This window comes from Treponema medium, assembly GCF_017161265.1.
Lineage (GTDB): Bacteria > Spirochaetota > Spirochaetia > Treponematales > Treponemataceae > Treponema > Treponema medium.
Map to the genome: position 1 here is coordinate 2,102,268 of NZ_CP031393.1, position 19,934 is coordinate 2,122,201.

General features: G+C 46.1%; 20 protein-coding genes. 7 read left to right on the forward strand and 13 right to left on the reverse strand.

Translation table 11 applies throughout. The annotated features are described in order from the left end of the window. Positions 1-7: 7 nt before the first annotated feature. From DWB79_RS09210 to folD, 5 genes are read right to left on the reverse strand one after another with little or no spacing between them, the layout of a single operon-like run. Positions 8-286: an FCD domain-containing protein gene (locus DWB79_RS09210; RefSeq protein ID WP_245541319.1), complete on the reverse strand. Its 279-nt coding sequence runs from the start codon at positions 284-286 to the stop codon at positions 8-10. A 28-nt stretch (positions 287-314) separates the two neighbouring features. After that, the gene (locus DWB79_RS12120) at positions 315-839 is read right to left on the reverse strand and encodes a GntR family transcriptional regulator (RefSeq protein ID WP_016523770.1); all 525 of its coding nucleotides are present in this window, start codon (positions 837-839) and stop codon (positions 315-317) included. Positions 840-896: 57 nt separating this feature from the next. Then, on the reverse strand, positions 897-1,505 hold the full coding sequence (gene ruvA / locus DWB79_RS09220; protein ID WP_016523771.1) for a Holliday junction branch migration protein RuvA: 609 nt from the start codon (positions 1,503-1,505) through the stop codon (positions 897-899). Between the two features lie 40 nt (positions 1,506-1,545). Further along, positions 1,546-2,235, reverse strand: coding sequence for an IMPACT family protein (locus DWB79_RS09225; RefSeq protein WP_016523772.1), 690 nt, complete (start codon positions 2,233-2,235; stop codon positions 1,546-1,548). After that, positions 2,229-3,149, reverse strand: coding sequence for a bifunctional methylenetetrahydrofolate dehydrogenase/methenyltetrahydrofolate cyclohydrolase FolD (gene folD, locus DWB79_RS09230; protein ID WP_016523773.1), 921 nt, complete (start codon positions 3,147-3,149; stop codon positions 2,229-2,231). Before folD ends, DWB79_RS09225 begins: the two co-directional genes overlap by 7 nt. 103 nt (positions 3,150-3,252) lie before the next feature. Here folD and murG point away from each other — a divergent pair, with 103 nt between their 5' ends. The 3 genes from murG to DWB79_RS09245 all read left to right on the forward strand — a co-directional run bounded on the left by murG (position 3,253) and on the right by DWB79_RS09245 (position 6,591). Beyond that, positions 3,253-4,374 carry an undecaprenyldiphospho-muramoylpentapeptide beta-N-acetylglucosaminyltransferase gene (murG, locus tag DWB79_RS09235; RefSeq protein WP_016523774.1) on the forward strand — a complete coding sequence of 374 codons (1,122 nt, stop codon included), beginning with the start codon at positions 3,253-3,255 and terminating at the stop codon, positions 4,372-4,374. Further along, positions 4,371-4,859, forward strand: coding sequence for a CvpA family protein (locus DWB79_RS09240; RefSeq protein ID WP_016523775.1), 489 nt, complete (start codon positions 4,371-4,373; stop codon positions 4,857-4,859). Before murG ends, DWB79_RS09240 begins: the two co-directional genes overlap by 4 nt. Positions 4,860-5,292: 433 nt before the next feature. Then, the gene (locus DWB79_RS09245; RefSeq protein ID WP_016523776.1) at positions 5,293-6,591 is read left to right on the forward strand and encodes a hypothetical protein; all 1,299 of its coding nucleotides are present in this window, start codon (positions 5,293-5,295) and stop codon (positions 6,589-6,591) included. Positions 6,592-6,681: 90 nt separating this feature from the next. Here the strand turns inward: DWB79_RS09245 and DWB79_RS09250 are convergent, their stop codons facing one another. From DWB79_RS09250 to DWB79_RS09285, 8 genes are all read right to left on the reverse strand, one after another. Further along, positions 6,682-7,410: an adenylate/guanylate cyclase domain-containing protein gene (locus DWB79_RS09250; protein ID WP_016523777.1), complete on the reverse strand. Its 729-nt coding sequence runs from the start codon at positions 7,408-7,410 to the stop codon at positions 6,682-6,684. 95 nt (positions 7,411-7,505) lie between these two features. Next, the gene (locus tag DWB79_RS09255; protein WP_016523778.1) at positions 7,506-9,239 is read right to left on the reverse strand and encodes a 6-hydroxymethylpterin diphosphokinase MptE-like protein; all 1,734 of its coding nucleotides are present in this window, start codon (positions 9,237-9,239) and stop codon (positions 7,506-7,508) included. Positions 9,240-9,358: 119 nt separating this feature from the next. Continuing rightward, a complete protein-coding gene (locus DWB79_RS09260) occupies positions 9,359-10,885 on the reverse strand; it encodes a peptidyl-prolyl cis-trans isomerase (protein WP_016523779.1) in 1,527 nt (508 codons plus the stop codon). A gap of 347 nt (positions 10,886-11,232) precedes the next feature. Then, the gene (gene miaA, locus DWB79_RS09265; protein WP_016523780.1) at positions 11,233-12,222 is read right to left on the reverse strand and encodes a tRNA (adenosine(37)-N6)-dimethylallyltransferase MiaA; all 990 of its coding nucleotides are present in this window, start codon (positions 12,220-12,222) and stop codon (positions 11,233-11,235) included. A gap of 3 nt (positions 12,223-12,225) precedes the next feature. Continuing rightward, a complete protein-coding gene (locus DWB79_RS09270; RefSeq protein WP_016523781.1) occupies positions 12,226-12,432 on the reverse strand; it encodes a DNA-directed RNA polymerase subunit omega in 207 nt (68 codons plus the stop codon). Positions 12,433-12,839: 407 nt separating this feature from the next. Further along, positions 12,840-13,136 carry a Txe/YoeB family addiction module toxin gene (locus DWB79_RS09275; protein WP_016523782.1) on the reverse strand — a complete coding sequence of 99 codons (297 nt, stop codon included), beginning with the start codon at positions 13,134-13,136 and terminating at the stop codon, positions 12,840-12,842. Positions 13,137-13,142: 6 nt separating this feature from the next. Continuing rightward, positions 13,143-13,394, reverse strand: a complete 252-nt coding sequence (locus tag DWB79_RS09280; protein WP_016523783.1) for a type II toxin-antitoxin system Phd/YefM family antitoxin — start codon at positions 13,392-13,394, stop codon at positions 13,143-13,145. 108 nt (positions 13,395-13,502) lie between these two features. Then, positions 13,503-16,091: a ribonucleoside-diphosphate reductase subunit alpha gene (locus DWB79_RS09285; RefSeq protein ID WP_016523784.1), complete on the reverse strand. Its 2,589-nt coding sequence runs from the start codon at positions 16,089-16,091 to the stop codon at positions 13,503-13,505. A 143-nt stretch (positions 16,092-16,234) separates the two neighbouring features. Between DWB79_RS09285 and DWB79_RS09290 the strand changes: the two genes are divergently transcribed. From DWB79_RS09290 to DWB79_RS09305, 4 genes are all read left to right on the forward strand, one after another. Continuing rightward, a complete protein-coding gene (locus DWB79_RS09290) occupies positions 16,235-16,792 on the forward strand; it encodes a tetratricopeptide repeat protein (RefSeq protein ID WP_016523785.1) in 558 nt (185 codons plus the stop codon). Further along, on the forward strand, positions 16,789-17,688 hold the full coding sequence (locus tag DWB79_RS09295; protein WP_016523786.1) for a TIGR00282 family metallophosphoesterase: 900 nt from the start codon (positions 16,789-16,791) through the stop codon (positions 17,686-17,688). The genes DWB79_RS09290 and DWB79_RS09295 overlap by 4 nt, the downstream gene beginning before the upstream one ends. A 61-nt stretch (positions 17,689-17,749) precedes the next feature. After that, the gene (locus DWB79_RS09300; RefSeq protein WP_230974324.1) at positions 17,750-18,211 is read left to right on the forward strand and encodes a SoxR reducing system RseC family protein; all 462 of its coding nucleotides are present in this window, start codon (positions 17,750-17,752) and stop codon (positions 18,209-18,211) included. A gap of 7 nt (positions 18,212-18,218) precedes the next feature. Next, positions 18,219-19,574, forward strand: a complete 1,356-nt coding sequence (locus DWB79_RS09305; protein ID WP_016523788.1) for an MFS transporter — start codon at positions 18,219-18,221, stop codon at positions 19,572-19,574. Positions 19,575-19,934 lie beyond the last annotated feature (360 nt).

The window sequence follows — 19,934 nt, forward strand, 5'->3', positions numbered from 1 at the left end:
AGATGCCCTATAGAATGTCTTCATCATTAAATATTTTATTTAACGTTCTTTTATATGAATTGATCAAATGTTTTCTGATCATTCGTTTTGCTTTATCGGGATTGTTCTTTTTAATTGCTTCTGCAATAGCAAGATGTTCATTAAATACGGTTTGCGCATCAATCGAATTATTGTACACGGATTTATTTTCAAAGCGGAGATAGTTATCCAAGATCAATTCCGTTTCCCGATAAAGCCATTTATTGTTTGTTGCTTTTGCTATTGATCTGTGAAATGTATGATCCAATCGATAGAGTTTTATTCGTGCGGAGGGTTTAATACCCCGACGCTTGCGTCGTAACAAAGGGTATTAAAGCCGACTGCAACCACCTTATAGAACATACAATGCGAAACATTGAGCATTGTACCCCGACGCTTGCGTCGGGGTTGTTGATTCCATCTCTTGTTTCCAGTTGATCTTCAAGATTTTGTAAGCAGTTAAAAATATCTTTTACACTCTGATCATTTGCCCGTGCTGCCGCAAGATAAGCATTATTTTGTTCCGTTAATAACCGTATCTCTAAAATATCTTTGGCGATTTCATCGGTAACCGGAACAACTTTTACGCCTCTCCCCCGTGCAAAAGCAACATAGCCTTCTTTTTGTAATTCTAACAAGGCTTCCCGTACAGGCGTTCTGCTGATACCGAGCTCTTCGCATATTTCATCTTGCGAGTATATGGCTCCGACTCTAAACCGGTTAAATAAAACAGCATCTTTTATAAGTTCATAAGCTTGTTCTTTGTATGTCAAAGTTTTTACAACTACACCGCCTATCAAAGACTCTTTTTTATCAGACATATAATCTCCTTCCGGAATTTTCTTACTGTTTCTCTATTTTTCCGTTGAGTTCACTATCTATGTTGAACTTAAATTGACAATCGCAGTACGGAATAACTCTTCTTCTTTTGCAGCAGGATCAATACCTTTCGCGCGCATGGATTGCGCAACCGATTCTACCGTTTCTGCAGCACGCTTTCGATCGTATCCCATATTGATAAGAGCAGTGATGATATCCTCAAACTCCGATTTTTTTGCGGTTTCCGCCCGTCCCGTGTCGTGCAATCCTGTAAGTTGACCTTTCAGAGTAAGCACCATCTTTTGCGCTGTTTTCTTGCCGATACCGGGGATACTTTGCAGCTGTGCAACATCTCCTGCCTCAAGAGCCGCTTCCAATGCTGCGCTGTCAAGACCGGAAAGAATTTTCAGCGCTTGTTTCGGGCCAATCCCATCAACCTTTGTTAAATCCAAAAAAAGACTCCGCTCCGCCGGTGTTAAAAAGCCGAAAAGCCTCATCTGATCTTCCCGATGATAGAGCCATGTATAGACCCGTACCGTGCTCCCCGCAGTTCCGAATCGGTCTGCACTCAGGGCGGATACAAAAACTTCCCATTCAATGCCATTGGTTTCTATGTAGATGGACTCCGCCGTTTTACCGGTCAGTGTTCCGCTGATGCTGTTAAACATAGTCTTCTCCTTTGGAAATATATCCGCTTTTAGAGATGCTCTATTCTAAAAATTGCACCGAAGAGGCGCCCTTGGTGATTTCCGTAACAAGCTGAGCAAGCTCATTGCAATATTCAAGCGGAATTGAGCCGCTCAGCTGAACGGTTTGTGCAAATTCCGTTTGTGCAAAGCTGATCGGCAGGTGTGCGGCGGCGCGGAGCAGCGGGTTGTGATCCTCATAGCTGCATTCGCATATAAAGTCCGCTTTTTGAATAAGCGGCTCCGTGTGTACTTTGCCAAGCGCCTCTTTTGCTACCGTAGAATAGGCTTTTACCAAGCCGCCTGTTCCCAATAAAGTACCGCCGAACCAGCGGGTAACGGTTACAAGAATATTGGTAATTCCGCTTCCTTTTAAGACGGCAAGAACCGGCTGTCCCGCTGTGCCTGCCGGCTCTCCGTCATCGCTGCAGCCGAGTACTGCGCCGCTTTCGCCGATAACAAAGGCGTGTACCACGTGCCGTGCATCGCGGTATTGGTCTTTTTGCCGCTTTACAGTCTCTTTAGCTTCCTGCGCATTGTCCGTATAAAACACCTCGGCACGGAACACCGATTTTTTTACGGTTATTTCTGCGGCAGCTATGGGTGCCGATGCTTCGGATAAAATAGCCGCCCTATCCGTTACTCCTGCATCCGGCTCTACAGTGGGTTCGTGTCGAGCGGCTTGCTCCCGGCTGCGGCTGAGAACTAGCATCCGGCAGCGCCTGTATTAAGCCCTGCTCCGGTTTCCGCTTCCGGCAAGCAACCGTGTCGGAGCTGTGCGGCACGCATGGTATTTCGCAACACCATTGCTACGGTTAACGGACCGACACCGCCGGGAACCGGGGTAATCCAGCCGGCTTGCTCAGCGGCGCTTTCAAAGTCAACATCGCCGGTCAGTCTGCTGCCTTTGGGTGCAGTAGGATCGGGGAGGCGGTTAATTCCCACGTCGATAACTGCGGCGCCTTTTTTTATCATGCTGCCGGTAATGAGCGCCGGATGTCCCGCAGCCGCAATCAAAATATCAGCTTGCCGTGTCAGTGCGGCAAGGTCTTTCGTTTTACTGTGGCAGAGTGTAACGGTTGCATCCGCCGCAGTGAGTAGGGCTGAGAGAGGCTTCCCGACAATCGCAGAGCGCCCGACAATAACTGCATGAGCGCCGCTGAGCGGTATGCCGTATTGCCGCAGCGCATACATAATTCCCTGCGGTGTACAGGGGATAAAGCCTGAGCTGCCGGTAAGCAATCGTCCCAAATTTTCAGGTGTAAACCCATCGACGTCTTTAGCCGGATCGAGCGGCGCCAATATCCGTCTGCTATCCAGCGGGTAGGGAAGGGGTAGCTGAATCAAAATGCCGTCAACGGTATTGTCAGCATTCAGGGTTTGTACGCATGCTGTTAATTCCTGTTCGCTGATTGTTTCGGAATACGGAATAATTCTGCTCTGCATACCTGCTTTTTCCAGTGCCCGCACCTTCGTTTTAATGTACACCTGTGAGGCGGGATCGCTTCCCGATGATACAATCGCGAGGCAGGGCTGCGGATGTTCTTTACAATATGCGGCGTTTTCTTGTGTTACCGCTTCGGTCAATGCTTCGGCTAATTTTTTGCCGTCTATAATCTGTGCCATAATATACTCCTTCATTGTAATGTATTAAAACTTCTTTGGGAAGAATATGGCAACATATCGGATCATTGTATGACGGTCTTTTTTCTGGTATACTTGCGCGGTTATGAGTTGTGTTATATTTACCGGCGGCGGTACCGGAGGGCATATATTCCCCGGTATTGCCGTTGCTGAAGTGTTTAAAAGAGAGACAGGGATACCGATTGTCTGGATAGGTTCCAATAACGGTACCGATCGATCCTATGTATGCAGTGCGGATATCCCTTTTTACGGAATACCGGCAGGAAAGCTGCGTCGGTATTTCAGTCTTGAAAACCTTATCGATGTGTTTAAAATTATCGGGGGCTTTTTCGCCTCGTTGATTATCCTTTTAAGACTGAAGCCCTGTTTCGTGTTTTCTAAAGGAGGCTTTGTGTCGGTGCCGCCGTGTGCTGCAGCGCGGTGTCTCAAGATTCCTGTTATTACGCATGAATGTGATTTTTCTCCCGGACTTGCCACAAAAATAAACACCCGATTTGCCGCTCAAATTTTTGTTTCATACACAAAAACGGCAAGTTTTTTTCCAAATGCAGTGCAGCGTAAAATTACCGTTACGGGAAATCCCGTTAGAATGCGTTTTTATGAAGCCAATGTAGATGCAGGAAAAGCATTTATTCAATATACCGGAGATAAGCCGATTCTGTTTATACAGGGAGGAAGCCTCGGTGCACTTCAGATCAATGTATTGGTAGAGCAAACAATTCTCTTTTTAGCAGAGTCTTTTTTTGTTGTGCACCAAACCGGCGCTCAGCACCGTGCCCAAGGAGAACGAATTAAAAAACGGTTAAAGGAAGAACGGCCTGATTTGAGCGGTCAATATAAACCGTATCCTTTTATCGTTGAGCAAATGCCGGATGTCCTCGCTGCCTCCGATCTTGTGATGTCGCGCGCTGGTGCCAATACCATCTGGGAAGCTGCGGCGGCAGGGAAACCGATGCTTTTATTGCCGCTTGAAAAAGGCAGCAGCCGCGGCGATCAAATTGAAAATGCAGATTTTTTTACCGAACAAGGGGCGGCAATCACCCTTTCCGGTAAAGATACAACGCCGGACGTGCTTTGCAGCGTATTAACTCGGCTTTTAGAAAATCCTGAAGAGTTACAAGCGATGGCTCAAGCATCGGCGGCTCTTGCCGATGAAAAACCGGCAGTCAAAATTGCGCATCTTTTACAACAATGGATAACAGAATGAGCATAAATATACTTGACATGGTGTTATTGATTATCAGCATTATTGTCATCATTAAAGTTACCGTTCGAGGTTTCGTTGATGAGTTTTTTTCAATGGCAGCTTTTTTGCTTGCAATCGCTGTAGCCTTCTGGTTTTACCGTCCGCTTTCTTTGCATACAAGAGTCAGCGGCCTTTCTCCGACTGCAATGAAACTTATCGCTTTTTTTATGATTTTTATCATAGTCTTTATTGCCGTCAAATTGTTGCAAATGTTGATATCCGTAGTTTTTGATAATGAAATTTTAAATAGCCTCGACCATGCGCTCGGATTCTTTTTAGGCTTATTTGAAGCATATATTGTCCTTATTATTATAGTAGCCCTGTTGCAATTACAGCCGCTTTTTAATGTTGATGCACTGATTGCTCATAGTATGATTGTACGGATACTGGTACCGCTTCCGGTAGACAGTGACAATATCCTACAGATAATCCGAAGCGGCATCTAATGTGCAAAGTACCATGGCAACCGTACTGAAAATATTTGAACGGTTACTTGCCACTTGGGGATGTTCCAAAAGTTGGTTACTTTCGGGACATCCTCGACGAGTTTAAAATTAAGTCTTTATACAGCAATGACTTAATTTTAAACATCGCATCTAAAGCTTAAGGAAACTGTCCAAAAACTGTTTTGCAATCCGCTTTAGCGGATATGACAAATCATTTCCTTACAGAAAAAGCCGATAGGCTTTCAGTTTTTGGACAGCCCTATCATTTTTTTTGAGAAGGGCAAACGCATCAGACGAATAAATATAAATCGCAAAGTCAGGAGGTTAGGCAAGTATTTGAACCGCGAAGAGGTTCAATTCTGCTTGAACGGTCTCCTGATTTTGCGGGGAGATTTAAAAAATGGTCTGATACGATTGCCCTGAGAGAGGGTATATGTTTGAAAATGTACTCGGACAGCCGGTTATTCAGTTACTCAGTGATGAGTTGGAGCAGAGAAAAGTACCGCCGGCATTGCTCTTTTCAGGGCCGGAATCAAGCGGTAAACTGACTGCTGCATTGGAAACGGCGCGTATTCTTTCATGTGCGACAGATGGTAGCTGGACATGTACTTGTGAATCCTGCAAACGGCATAAAGACTTATCGGCAAGCGATCTGTTAATCCTTGGAACACGGGATACCGTGCTTGAAACAAAGGCAGCAGCTCATGCGCTCTGTACGGCAAAGACTACGGCAGCGCGGTACCTTTTTGTCCGAGCCGTACGTAAGCTTACCTCCCGATTTGATTCCCGGCTGTGGGATACGGATGAATCCCGTTTTGTTAAAGCAGCTCCGATTCTTACTGACATAGAAGAAGCTTTATCTGATCTTATCGGTCAATATGGTAATATAGAAGCCATATCGGAAGAAGAAGCAAAAAAACTGCAAAAGCAGACTGAAAAAATCACTGACCTTTGCCAAAAATTGCAAGAAGATTGTATGTATGATATGCTCCCCGTTAATCAAGTACGGAAAGCGTCCGCATGGGTGCGATTAATGCCTGTCGGAAAAAAAAAGGTACTGATTATTGAAAATGCTGATAAAATGCAAGAATCCGCCCGAAACGCATTTTTAAAAATATTGGAAGAGCCGCCCGAATATACCGTTTTTATTTTAACCACGACGCGCCGTGCTGCCGTTATCCCGACTATTTTATCCCGTGTGCGGACTTATCTGTTCATTGAACGGGATACGGAACATCAACAGGCCGTGATCGAACGGGTATTCCGCGATCATCATTTTTGTACGACGATATCTCCATCGCAGCCGATCCGTATTGTTTCGTACTTACAGAGTTTTTTGCCGGTTGCTCCCGAACATTTTCGGGAAGCTGCTGCAGTCTTTTGGGAATATTGCTTAAATAGGGGAGAGTGGCAAAAAACATCGTTTACTGTTCTTGCTCAAAAGCTTATGGCTTACCGTGCCGAACATCCTTCAACATACGAACCGTCGATTACGGCTGTACTGAAACTGTTGAATAATTGTAAACCGCGCCGAATATATCTGCTTTTTTTAGAAGCGGTTATTGCTTTTTTACAGGAGAGTATTCACACAGGCACATGTACACCGCGTGAATTGGAACGCTATGCCAGCGTTTCACAGTTTATTCACACAGCCATGCAATCGGTAGATATTTTTAACAGCACCCCTCAAGCGGCATTGGAAACACTGAGCGAACAAATCTGTTTAGCTTAGAGCCATTATCAAGATACCCACTTGAAATATTTCTGGTAGTATACATTTCACTGTGCAAAATTTTAGTCAAAATTTTGCACAGTGAGGGTATTATAACCCGAAAGTGTTTGCCGGATTTACACCTGCGTAAAAATATAACGGATATTTATCTTCAACAAAAACACCTTTCAACCGCTTTGCCTCTTCCAGCAGTGCCGGAGCATCTTTAGTTACCGTTGTTAAGGCATTAAGGTCTGCAAGTTTCTTATTGATAATCAATTCCGATTTTTGCGCAAGCCCTTGCAATCGACAGGCAAGATTTATACCGTAACCGACATAATCACGATATTTTAAGGCGGACGCTTCTGCAGAAATTTCATACTTATATACCTGTTCCATCACTAAGGCGCCGCCAAGCCCTAATTCGGGATATGGCCTAAACAACTCTTCGCCGAGGAACTCAGTATAGGTTTGAAATACCATAATCGCTTCACCTAGCGTTGTTGGCGTCGTTTCGTCCCAAATAACTAAAGCGCCATCTCCAAGGAGTTTATAGTATGAACATCCATATCCGAATTGGTTTACACAAGATAAAAAGTTTGAAGTAAACGAGGTGATAAGCGAAAACACTGCCTTTTCATCATGTGAACAAAGAAAACTGCTGAATCCACGTACGTCAACACAAAGGATAAGCGCATGAGGTTTTACATCACCGACATATACGTTATCGAATATATCGACCGGCATCTTTTTTAATCCGGCAAGAGTTGAAGCATCCAGTTCAACGGATCCGTTTTCAGCATTAGAAAATACCAGGTTATTAAGCGATACTGTATCCATTTGCCTACAATTTAGCATATTTTATTTAAAAAGGCAAGGTAAAAATATTCAGTCTAAAAATTTCTCAATTTTTTGAAACGGAGGTTCCGTCGCTGTTAGCTGAGAATCTTTAACAGATATCGCAGCTCGATACCTGCCCGCTTTAGAAAACCGAGGTCAAGCGAATAGCCCCGTGCTGCATCGGGGAAGTGGCTGTACAGATAGTCACGCTCTGCGAAGAGTTGTTTCATCGTGTGTTCCGATATCAAGCGCTTACCCTGTAAGTGATCATTCAGTACAGTCAGGGCTTCTGCTTCACCGGTAAGATAGGCATTGAGCGCTTCATATCGTTCGTTTGCAGTGTCTGATTTACAAGCGAAAGCAAAAAGCCTCCCGTCCGCATTTATATTCGATTTGCCGGTACCGACAACCGGCACGCCTGCATCCGGCACACCCGCATTCGAGACTTCGGTTCTGCTATTCGGTATTTCTGCTGCAGCCTGTCGGCTATCCGTATCTATTGTAAGCCGGTTACCAGCATCGGTAAGTATCAGCTCCGCTTCGGTCATATCAGCTTGTCGTCCGTTCAGAAAGCAGCCTTCCGTTCCAATGTCGATAACCCGCTCATTTCCGGCGAAGGTATGGCGGTACAGTTCTGCGTAGCCGGAAAGCACCGGCGTTGTCCAATAGGAAAGTCCTCGCTTTCCGGAAATACACTGCATACCGGTAGAAACACTGAGCTTATACGGCGATTCGGTGCGGTTTATTTCCGCAAAGAGTTTTTTTATGGGGCTGCTTCCGGCGGCATGGGTAAGACCGTTTTGCCATGCAAAATCCAAACCGGTATGCAGTACGGGCAGGTGAGGGGCAGTCAGTGATAAGGCAAGCTGTATTGCCGTCAATCCTACCGAACCCATCGGCGGAAGAGTAAGCGGATGCAGCGTCTGATAGAGACGTTCCAAATACTTCAATCGAGCATACTCGGTGCAAAAAAAGTATACATTTCCGCCGCATGCTTGCAGCGCACGGGGAGAAGCCGTCAGATCGGCAAAGATCGGTATGCCGTATTTGTGCAAGCCGATGAACGCTGAATCAATCCAATACTGAGATTCCACCAATACTATTGCATCAGGTTGAATATCGGGTAAAAGCGCTGCAGCCGCGGCATCCACTGCAAGTAAAAAAAAGGAGTTTCTATTCTTGATGATAAAATCCCGCGCAGTATCCAGCGATGGTCCGGCGCCTGCAATCAAAAGAGGCTTGCGGATACGCTCATCGCCGGTGAGCAACTGGAAATTCCTCTTACTCGACGGCACACACCATGCCGGAGACTCCGCCGGAGAACTCTCCGGCGAGCTTGCGAGTGATCCCGTCATCGGTCTCGCCGACGATTTTGCAAGCGATCTCGCCAGCGAGAGGAGATTGCGGAATGTATTATGTGCGTAATTCCTGCCGAGGTGCATCAGCGTTATCCTGTTTTTCCAGAACCGAGAAATTACCTCATCTGCATATAAGCGCACCTCATCATAAAAGGTTTGATTCAACTGAACCCCTCCTGAAAAGGAAAGCGCAATACATTTTTTAAAGGGAAACAGCGGTAAGGCTTCTATCTTTTTCAACACCTCTGCAACCGAATCCGTTCGGATATAAGAAAACCTTTGCTGTGCAAATGGGGAGAAATCGTAATGATCAAGCGAGAACCGCATCAATACTTGATCGCATTCTAGTGCAAGGATATAGGAAGAAGCCGGCAGCTTTTCCGCCAATTCTTTCAGTCCGTATCCGAGTACCGGCGAAAGGCAGAGTATTAATGTAGAATCGGGTATCTGCAACGCTGCAATCTGCGCCATAATGGCCGCTTGAGGATTGTATTTTGAATAGAGATATTTATTTCGGTATAAAACGGAAAAGCCCCTGCTTGTTTGTATTGGCAGAGGCTTTTTATCTTCGTTGTCGCTAATCAATCTTTTTAGTTGAATACCGTATTAAAATTGTCGGTAAAGTTTTTGCTGTTCAAGACAAAATCAATGAATGTCTGCTGTCCCCATGAAAGCTGCTGATAGGCAAGCATAGCAAGCGGATATTCGTAATACCAAATCGATGCAAATTGCCGGTATGAGGTTGCGATATTGTTTTGCGTTTCTTCCGAAACCGCTTTCTCTTCATCAAGCTGCAATACCAGCACGTTTGATCCCAGCAAAATCGGTTCTGAAATTCCTCCTTCTTTGAGTGCAAATGCTTTTTTAAAGAAAGTTTCATTCCGTATACCGGCTGTAAAGAAAGTATCCGACTGATAAGAAATTTGCGGTAAAATAGCCGCATTACCGTAGTTCAGTGATATTGGGTTGCTTGTCTGCACAACCAAATCGTTTACGGAGGCTTCATGTGCGAATCCGCCGATTTTTGCCGCTTCGATAAAGGTTTTTGCCTTTTGTTCAAGGTAATCTTCGATAATACCCCGTTCATTCGATTTCATATATGAAAGTACGCGGTCTTGGGTTTCGGCCAGTGTAAAATCGGCAGGTGTAACCGGAGCGGTGCATTTTACAATTGCATATCCCGAAGAAGTTTTAACAACGGAACTGATCTCATCGACACCGAGCTTGAGTACGGTATCAAGATCCTTTGATTCGGGGAATGTCCGGTTTACCGTTGTACGGTACGGAGATAACAGTTTGCCGCTAGAATCGGTACCCAGTTTGGTAGAATTTGTTACAACGGCATCTTCAAACGTGATCTCTCCTTTTTGGAGTGCTTGAGCGATTTTATTCGCATCCTCTTGTGAGTTAAACGTCAACATCAGTAAGCTATGTTCTGCAAACAAATCCGCGTGTTCTTCCCCATAAGCACGAATTTTATCCTGCGGAAATTGGCTTTCTTCAAATACGACATACTTAAAGATACGCTCTTTTTCTGCCATTTTCTGCACAAAAGCGGTTTCTGCCGAACTGGTTTTTAACCCGAATATATTATTATATGTACCGAAGTTATCTTCGATGTACCGCTGCGCGGTAAGATAATCGATTACTTCCCGTCTATAGGCAAGCCGCTGCTGTTCCGATGTCTGGGTGTATAATTTTTCAGAATAAGCACCCGTCGAGTCGGTATAATAGGAAATGAGCGCCTTGTTGATATTTTTATTGGGTAGATAAAAACCGGCGTTCAGGGCTTCTTCCTTCGCAGCAAGCTGAATCATCGAAGCATTGAATGCTGTGCGCATAATCTGCCGTTCTATAAATTCCTGCTGCGCCTTATTATTATTGTCATTTCTCAGATATCCGCGTAGTTCGGCAGAGCGATGAAGCTGCCGGTATTCCCGTAAAAAAAGCCCGTCGGCTGTATAGTCAAGCCGCTTGTTTTTCCATTTACCGAGCGTTGTTTTTGTATTGCTGCCCCATTGTCCGCCTACTGCCGGAACAAAAACAAACGCAATTACCGAGAACACCAGAATAATAATACTTCCAATTGCTAAAGTATTCTTTTTAAAGCCCGCCATAGTTTTGTTTCCTTAATTTATCCAGATTTTAGTTTTCTTAATTTTAAGATAGACAGTTAATAACTGTACCAGCTTGACTGTGAAATGTCAATCACCGGTTTTTCGCTCTCTTCTTGTGGGAACTTTTAAAAACCGATAAGGACGGCAAAAAATCTAACCGAGTTTTTAGAGAGACCTTGATATTCCTAGAGATGGGGCTGTCCAAAAACTGAAAGCCTATCGGCTTTTTCTGTAAGGAAATTATTCATTATATCCGCTAAAGCGGATTGCGAAACAGTTTTTTGACAGTTTTCTTAGATTTAGATGCGATGTTTAAAATTAAGTCATTATTGTATAAAGACTTAATTTTAAACTCGCGGGGATGTCGAAAAAGTAACCAACTTTTGAGACATCCCCTGGTGCAGTATCTCTACCACTTGCTGTTCGCTTTGCGGGTCGGTCATGTCGATGCGGTGAACATTCGGAAAGGATTGGAAAAAGGTTTGCTGCCGTTTGGCGTACCGTTTGCTGTTGCGCTTAATGAGGTCTTTCACCGCATCGAGCGGGGCGGCTGCCGGCGCATCGGGGGACAGCTCAAAAAACTCTCGGTACCCGATTGCCTTCATCGCAGGATATTCGGCAGTGCAGCCCTGCGAAACGAGCTGTGCAATTTCCTGTTGCAACCCTTGCGCAAACATCTCATCGACACGGGCTTCGATGCGCCGGTACAGTTCATCGCGAGGGCGGTCTAAACATATCGGGCAAAAGCGGAAACCCTCGCGATAACGGTACGACAGCTCGAATGAGCTGAGCGGACGCCCCGATGCGCAATACACCTCGTGCGCGCGGAGGATACGGTATTCGTCATGGATGTGGATCTTGGCTGCCGATGCGGGGTCAAAAGATGCAAGTTCCGCGTGCATTGCCGCGGCGCCGACACGTTGCATCCGTTCCTGCAATTGTGCACGTAAAACCGGATCCGCCTGCGGAGTAACCGGCATACCGTACATAAAATGCTTAATATAAAACGCCGTCCCGCCAAGCACAACCGGCAGTTTGCCGCGGCTTGCAATATCCTTGCAGAGTGCATCCGCGCTGCGTACAAAGTCCGCTACGGAAAATTCTTCGGAAGGGTCGCATATCCCGATGAGGTGATGGGGGAGCGTATCGAGCAGCTCTTGCGGAGGTTGAGCCGAACCGATCGGCATACCGCGATATACCTGCACCGAATCTGCAGATATAATCTCCGCTTTAATGGAGTTAACAGGAGAAGTAAAAAGATGAGCGGCAAGCGCGGTTTTTCCGCAGGCGGTAGCCCCGAAAATAACCGCGACCGGAATTGTAGGTGTCGATATCAAGAATTAGGAATGATCGGGGCGATAGTCTATTTTATAGTCGATAGCGCCGGTAAACACTTGAGCCGCCGCAGTACACACAACCTTATCGTTGTTTTCTTCAAGTATCGGATCTTGAATAGTTACCAGCTGAAAAGCACGTCGTGTTGCAGCGCAGGTAATTTCGTAAATATTGCCTTTGAATTCAATCAATTCTTTTAACGGAAAAATCATAACGCGTATTATAGCGAGTTTTAGTATTTACTGCAACCGATTAGCGTGCCAATTACAGGGTAAACGCATCAGGTCGTTTTTTTAACATTCCCGCGGAAAAATTGAGACTATTCGACCGGAACTGCCAAGGATGGCAGTGGTTCCATACAGCAGCGATGTTTTGCGCAACGCAAAACTCGCCTTCAACTGATGTACATGGATGTACAACAGTTGAAGATGGTTCAAATGGTCTCACAGTCTCAATTTTTCCGCGGTTTTTATTTACTCTACCTGATGCGTTTACCCGCCTATTGAAAAAATGTGCAAAATTTTAAGCAAAATTTCGCACAGAAGGAAGGCAACCGCTAAAAATATTTTTAATGCGGTTGCCCTGCTGCCAATTATGTGAAAGTTAGTATATTGCCCCATCATGATATATCATCATAATGTGTCCACATCCTGATAATTTTCACAGTTCCGTCATATTCGTTATCGTCTACCGTAATCTTGCCGGGAAAGACCTGATACACAAATCTATGTTTAATAGTAATTCTCCGTGAATACAGTCCCGCAAGATTCCCGATAAGCGCTTCATAAGGTGGAGGATTTGCAAACGGATTGCTTCTGACAATTTCTATCAGTCTTTTTGCTTTTATATCCAGCCGAGCCGATTTTAAATTTTTTATGTCTTTGACAGCTTGCTTATCGTATACTATATGATACATCGGCAATTACCACAAAACATCTTTTTCTGCGATACATTCTTCCAGCGGGGTTTCCATTCCTTTTTGCAACGAAGCAGCCATTCCGGGAATGGAATTTAAATAGATGGTTTCTTGTAGTGCATTCCAATCATCTTCACTAATCAAAACAGCATTTTTGCCTTTCGTATTTGTCAAAATCACCGGCTCGGAGTGCGCATTTACCTCTGCTATAATTTTGAATAGATTTGCCCGTGCCTTTGTTATATTGATTGCATTCATACAGAACCTCCATTGATAAACTATAGGGAACCTCTAAGAACTAACCTTAATATAGTGTACATATTTCCGTACGTCAATTATATGAAAGATGCGTTGGGTGCGTTTTCGCTACGAGCTGCAGCTTTCGCATTCTTCTACTTCGAGGGAGCGGCTGCGGACATAATAGACGGATTTTACGCCGTTTTTCCATGCTTCAACATACAAGTTGAGCACCTGCCGGAAACTGTACTCGTTGGTAATGTAAAAATTCATGGATTGCCCCTGATCGATATGACGCTGGCGGAGACCGCAGGCGCGGATGCTCCAGAGCTGATCAATGGTGTGGGCGTTTTTATATAGCCAATAGGTTTCGAGCGAGAGGGCTGGAGCAACACGGGGTACCAACGAGCCTTTCTTTTCCTCCAAAAAATAGCGCTTCATAATGGGATCGATGCCGGCGGTGGTGCCTGCGACAATCGAGGTTGAACTGGTCGGAGCCACCGCTAACAGATAGCCGTTCCGCATACCGTGTCGGGCAACTGCGTCCCGCAGCGTGTTCCATTGTTCGGAATGATAGCCGCGTTTTTCAAAATACGCACCGGTTTGCCAATCGCTGCCTTCAAAGAGGCGGTACGAACCTTTCTCTTCAGCAATCCGCATACTCGCCTGCACTGCATAGTAATTGATTTTTTCAAACAACTCATCGGCAAGGCGGAGATGCGCCTCGCTTTCCCATGCAATGTGTTTTTTCGCCAGTAAATGATGATAGCCCGAAACACCTAAGCCGATGGCGCGGTACTGCTCGTTGGTGATCTTCGCGTATGGTACGGGATAAAAATTGAGGTCGATTACATTGTCTAAAGCACGTACCGCCGCTTCTATGACACCTTCCAGCTCGGTTTCGTTATCGGTGTCGATATTACCGAGAACCAGCGACGCGAGATTACAGACGACGAAATTACCGGGCTTTGTAACGGTTACAACCACGGTTTCTCCATCCTGTGTTTGGATTTCGGTGTTTACCGTCTCGATCTGGCTCATATTCTGTGCAATTTCGGTACAGAGGTTTGAGCTATAGATCATGCCCTTATGCCCGTTGGGGTTAGCGCGGTTTGCATGGTCGCGGTTAAAGATGAACGGCGTACCGGTTTCTACCGCTGATTTCAGGATGAGGCGCACCAGCTCTTTTATCGGGATTTCCCGTTTGGAAATCCGGTTATCGTTGATGCAATCTTTGTAGCGTTTTTCCCATTCTTCACCGTAAAAGTCTTCCAGCGCGTAGCCTTTTACCGTGAGGACTTCGTGCGGGCACATCAGGTACCACGGGGCATTGATGTCCTCATCGACGGTGCGCCAGAAGAGGTCGGGGCAGCATACCGCAGGGAACACATCGTGCGCTTTCATACGGTCGTCGCCGTTATTGGTACGGAGCTGCAAAAACTCCGGCACGTCCTTGTGCCATACGTCCAAGTACACGGCTACCGAACCCTGCCGCACCCCCAGCTGATCGACGGCAACGGCGGTATCGTTTGCAAGCTTTATCCAGCGGATGACCCCGCCTGCCGCCCCTTGAAAGCCGCGGATGGGTGCGCCGACTGCCCGCACCTTGCCGAAGTACAGCCCCATACCGCCGCCGAATTTGGAAATCTTTGCGAAGTTATCGATGCTGCGGTAAATCCCGTCGAGGGAGTCGGGAACGGTATCGATAAAGCAAGACGAAAGCTGATGATAGGGCTTACGGGCATTGGAAAGGGTCGGCGTCGCCATGGTAACCTGCAAGCTGCTCAGCATGAGGTAAAAGCGGCGCACCCACTCCATCCGGTCTTTTTTTTCATGCAACGCAAGGTGTAAAGCGATACCTAAAAACATCTCCTGCGGTGTTTCAAGCGGAATGTGCCCCCGTGTGGAAATAACATACCGGCGCAAAAGCAAATCCAAACCGCTGTAGGTAAAAAGGTCGTTTTTACCGTTATCGATATATGAATAGGCTTTTTCCAGCTCTTTTTTTGAATACCCTGCACGGATATAAGCTCCGTAGAGCTCTTTTTCTTCCAGATAGGTGAGCTTTTCGTAGAACGACCGGATGTTCCGCTTGGCAAGTTCGACTTTCAGCTTTTCGGAAAAATCAAGCATCAAAAAGCGGGCAGCAATAAACTCCCAACGGGGAGCTTCCTGCGCAGTGAGCTCAACGGCAGCCTTTATCAGCAAGGCGAGTAATTCCGATTCTGTCATATCCTGCTTACGGAAGGATTCAAACTTATGAAAGAGCAGGGTTAAGCTGTACTGTTCTTCGGGAAAATCCTGCTGAATACGGGTTAGTACCGGTTGAATTTCAATGGAAGAAAAATGAGCCGCAATAGCACGCCGCGCATCCCGTTTTTTTGTCTGTTCAACACGGTAAAGGATAAAACTCTTTACCGCTGCGTAATAATTATGTTCGATGAGCGTTTTTTCAACCAGATCTTGAATGGTTTCTACTTGTACCGCATTCCCGTTTTTGCTCAGTTCATATATATCGGCTTCGATTTCCGCCGTCATAAGCTGCAGCACCTGCGCAAGATTGTCAACCTTTGATAGTTCCGTATCCTTTTGTACAGCCGTATTTGCATCATGCTGCGCCGCTGCATCCGTTACACTGTTAAACGCCGCCTGCATTGCCAATGTAATCTTTTCGGCATTGTAGGCTTCCTTTTCTCCGTTTCGCTTAATAATATCCATTCCTAATTTCCTTACTCTGCGGATTTTAATGGGAAAGGTACAGGGCGTCAAGGATCTGAATCCCTGTACTTTCTCTCTTCTTTGACCGCAAGGTATCGTACCCATCGATTGAGGTTTTTCGTAAAATAGTATATATTTAAAGTATGCAAGAAACAGCCGATTTTTTTAACGACAGTGCAGTGATGCTTGCCGCCGAGGGATGCCATAGCGAAGCGATAGCATGTCTTCGCCGCGGTTTACAGCTTGAACCGTACAGCAGCTTAATGTGGTTTAATTTGGGGCTCAGCTACTATGCGCTTGATGATAAAGATAACTCCCGTTATGCACTCTACGAGGCAGCGCGTTGCAACCCCTTTGATGCCGACATTTGGGATACGCTCGGTGTCGTTCTCCATGAAACCGGCGAAATGGAGGCTTCACGGCTTGCATATACGAAAGCGCTTGAGCTGGAAACCGAAAACGGCCGTATATGGAATAACTACGGTACGCTTCTTTTTAATGAAGAAAACTATGAACAAGCCCGTCGCGCCTTTGAATCAGCCTTGACGCTCGCTCCCGATTCCGAGGATACGCTTTTTAATTTACGCGATACCTATACGATGCTGGGAAACAAAAAGCTTGCAAAAAAATGCACTAAAATAATCGATAGACTGGCATTAAAAAATCCGAATACGCTGGTACAAAAGCGGAACGAGCTGTGAGAATTTTTTATATCGCCGAAATTACCGGTAAGGCAGGTGTATGGGCGGTTAAAAAAAACATTGCGGAAATTAAGCGCCGCTATCAGCCTGATTTTATTATTGCAAATGCTGGTATGGCGACAGGCGCAGGCGGGCTTGGCAAACAACATGCCGGTTATTTGAGAAAGATGGGGATCGATTGCATCACCGGCGGGGATTATATCTTTCAAAAGAAAGATTTAGTCGAAAATCTCCCACAGATGCCTTTTGTACTGCGTCCTTGCAATCTACCCAAGCATAGTTTAGGAGCCGGTTACCGCTATTTTACAACCCGAAATGGGGAAAAACTTGCGGTCGTTTCGATTTTGGGGCGGGTAGGGCGCCACCGGCTTTTAGCGGATAATCCGTTTACGTTGATGCAGGCGCTGCTTCCGAAAATAGAAAGAGAAACGCCGTTTATCGTGGCGGATTTTTCTTCAACCGCAACAGCCGAAAAACAGACTATGGCGTTCTTTCTTGCAGGGCGGATCTCCGTGTTGATTGGGTCAGGTACGGGCGCCGCCACAGCCGACGAGCGGCTGATGTCCGCCGAGTGTGATTTATCTGGTGCCGGTTCCGCTGATGCGCATATCGATATGCAGACTGCAACTGTAGAAACAGGCTGCGAACAGCATAACAGAAAAACCGCCTATATCACGGATGCGGGACGAACCGGCAGCTTTGACTCTGTCGGCGGACATGCCCCGTCCGGCAAGATACGGGAATACCGCACCGGTCTTTTTGAGTACCCGCAAGAAACATGGCAACGGGTCTGTATACAGGGGCTGGATATTGAGCTGGACGGGGCGGGCGGCGCCCTGTCGATAGAACGGGTTCGTATCGAAATGCCTACCGCTGCGATGCCGCTGTCATCATAACATATATCCGTATTTAATTTTGGAGGGTCTTTTAATGGAAAGAATAGGAAGAGTGATACGTATGCCGATAACGAAACGGAACGGCATGCAGATTGCGACTATTGAATACGATACGCCCGAAGCAGATCTTTGTTCCATTAAATCTACCGATAGCCGCAGCGGATGCGCGTCATGCGGCGGCGGTTGTCATGCTTGTGGCGGAGGCAGTAAAGACGGTTTGTTGGTTGTACAGGGCAACATCGTCGATGCGCTGAACGTTTCGGGAAAAGATTTATGGATTGGGAACAAGGTTGGCGTCTTTATTTCCGAGAAGGCCGCCCGCTTTCAGGGACTGTGCGCAGTCGGTATTCCGCTCGTGCTTTCGATGCTTTTCTTTACGGTAATCTTTTTGCAAACGCATAACGAATCGCTGGCTTTAGCCGGTATCGCTGCCGGTCTTGCCGTAGGGGCAGCTATCGCTTTTGGCATAAGCCGTATCTTAAAAGAGCGGGCGCTTCCGCAGATTGTTATCGTTTATGAGTAAGAAAACTATGAATAAAAAAAACATTGCCGATAGTGCAGATGTCCCGATAACCGAAGTATGCTTAGCCGATGTACGGTTGCCGGTACGAAAAAAAATCGGTTTTGGCATTGCCGACATCGGTGGAAATCTGTTTTTTACGGCGATGGGATTTTGGACGCTGACCTATCTTACCGATACGGTGTATCTGGCGCCCGCTCTTGCCGGCATCGCCATTATGGTGGCGAAAATATGGGATGCGGTTACCGACCCCATTGTCGGCTTTCTTTCCGATAACACTCGTTCCCGATTCGGTAGGCGCCGTCCGTATCTCTTGTTCGGAGCGCTTCCGTTCGGTCTTTCGCTTTGGCTGTTTTTTACCAAGCCTTCGTTTACCGGTCAAACGGCGCTGTTTTGGTGGGCATTGTTGATGCTTTGTTTGGTAAATACGACGATGACCCTCGTGAATATTCCGTATTCTGCTTTAACCCCCGAATTAACCTCGGATTATAACGAACAAACCTCGTTAAATGCCTACCGTTTTTTGTGCGCCGGAATCGGTACGATAATGGGCGCCGTTATTGTGGTGCCGATTGTCAATATGTTTCCGTCTAAAGCCTTAGGCTTCTCGGTTGCAGGGGCAGCTATCGGCGGTATTATCATAATAGCAACGCTTATCACCTTTTTTTCAGTGCGAGAGTCTGCTGCACCGCCTAAAAACGGTAAGAAAAAAACAGGAGCGTTCTTTTCCGCCTACCGCTCGGTATTTAAAAATTCCGCGTACACAGTGTTGCTGGCAGTTTTTGTGCTGCATATTACTGCGCTCAATTTTTTGCAGGGAATGGTTGTGTATTACCTAAAATACATTTACCAAGCGGAATCATTTTCAAGTACGATTATGGGGCTATTGCTGATAACCGCTATTATTTCGATTCCTGTTGCGGCAAAATGCTCAAATGTGCTGGGGAAAAATGTTTCCTACCGCATAGGACTTGCCGTATTGTGTATTTCTACGATGGTAATCTTTTTTATAGGACACCGTATCGGATTAATCGGTCTTGCTTTGTTGTTCGTATGTGCAGGAGTTGGGGTTGGTTTTGCTTTTGCGACACCTTGGGCAATGTTGCCTGATGCGATTGCGTGGCAACCTGATACGGTACACAACGAGGGCTGTTATTACGGAGTGTGGACATTTGCCAGTAAACTCGGGCAGGCTGTTTCGACCGGTGTTTCAGGTTTAATCCTCAGCGCTGCGGGATATCGCGCCGATATACTCCAGTCCTCCGATACGATATTTGCTATCAGACTTATTGCAGGGCCGATCGCGGCGGCAACATGCTTATTGGGATTTATACTTATCCGTTTTTACCCCATCGATAAAAAATAACGCTGCAACGCCGTATATGCCCCGTAATTCCAGCGCTTTTGAAAATAGTAGTACCGGATACAAGGCGCAGAGTGAATAACACCCGCAGGCGTGCTTTTTGCACGTCGAGGATTTTCAGTAGCGGCACGGATGCCGCTGGTTATATCAGAATCGATGTTTCAGCGATGCTGAAACTCGCTGCCAAAAGTGTACAAGGATGTACACTTTTGGTAATGCAACGCCGTAGACGGTATGCATATTTTCAAAAGTAGGGTGCTAGCATAATTCATATTTTTAGTCTATACTAAATGTATTCAAAATAGCCGGTCTATATCGCTGGGGGTATCATACCCTTGTGATAACGGCATACCTATGGAGAGT

Coding starts and splice junctions, on each gene's coding strand:
- DWB79_RS12120 (WP_016523770.1), bottom strand. CDS start 839: ATGTCTGATAAAAAAGAGTCTTTGATAGGCGGTGTAGTTGTAAAAACT.
- ruvA (WP_016523771.1), bottom strand. CDS start 1,505: ATGTTTAACAGCATCAGCGGAACACTGACCGGTAAAACGGCGGAGTCC.
- DWB79_RS09225 (WP_016523772.1), bottom strand. CDS start 2,235: ATGCTAGTTCTCAGCCGCAGCCGGGAGCAAGCCGCTCGACACGAACCC.
- folD (WP_016523773.1), bottom strand. CDS start 3,149: ATGGCACAGATTATAGACGGCAAAAAATTAGCCGAAGCATTGACCGAA.
- murG (WP_016523774.1), top strand. CDS start 3,253: ATGAGTTGTGTTATATTTACCGGCGGCGGTACCGGAGGGCATATATTC.
- DWB79_RS09240 (WP_016523775.1), top strand. CDS start 4,371: ATGAGCATAAATATACTTGACATGGTGTTATTGATTATCAGCATTATT.
- DWB79_RS09245 (WP_016523776.1), top strand. CDS start 5,293: ATGTTTGAAAATGTACTCGGACAGCCGGTTATTCAGTTACTCAGTGAT.
- DWB79_RS09250 (WP_016523777.1), bottom strand. CDS start 7,410: ATGGATACAGTATCGCTTAATAACCTGGTATTTTCTAATGCTGAAAAC.
- DWB79_RS09255 (WP_016523778.1), bottom strand. CDS start 9,239: ATGGCGCAGATTGCAGCGTTGCAGATACCCGATTCTACATTAATACTC.
- DWB79_RS09260 (WP_016523779.1), bottom strand. CDS start 10,885: ATGGCGGGCTTTAAAAAGAATACTTTAGCAATTGGAAGTATTATTATT.
- DWB79_RS09270 (WP_016523781.1), bottom strand. CDS start 12,432: ATGATTTTTCCGTTAAAAGAATTGATTGAATTCAAAGGCAATATTTAC.
- DWB79_RS09275 (WP_016523782.1), bottom strand. CDS start 13,136: ATGTATCATATAGTATACGATAAGCAAGCTGTCAAAGACATAAAAAAT.
- DWB79_RS09280 (WP_016523783.1), bottom strand. CDS start 13,394: ATGAATGCAATCAATATAACAAAGGCACGGGCAAATCTATTCAAAATT.
- DWB79_RS09285 (WP_016523784.1), bottom strand. CDS start 16,091: ATGGATATTATTAAGCGAAACGGAGAAAAGGAAGCCTACAATGCCGAA.
- DWB79_RS09290 (WP_016523785.1), top strand. CDS start 16,235: ATGCAAGAAACAGCCGATTTTTTTAACGACAGTGCAGTGATGCTTGCC.
- DWB79_RS09300 (WP_230974324.1), top strand. CDS start 17,750: ATGCCGATAACGAAACGGAACGGCATGCAGATTGCGACTATTGAATAC.
- DWB79_RS09305 (WP_016523788.1), top strand. CDS start 18,219: ATGAATAAAAAAAACATTGCCGATAGTGCAGATGTCCCGATAACCGAA.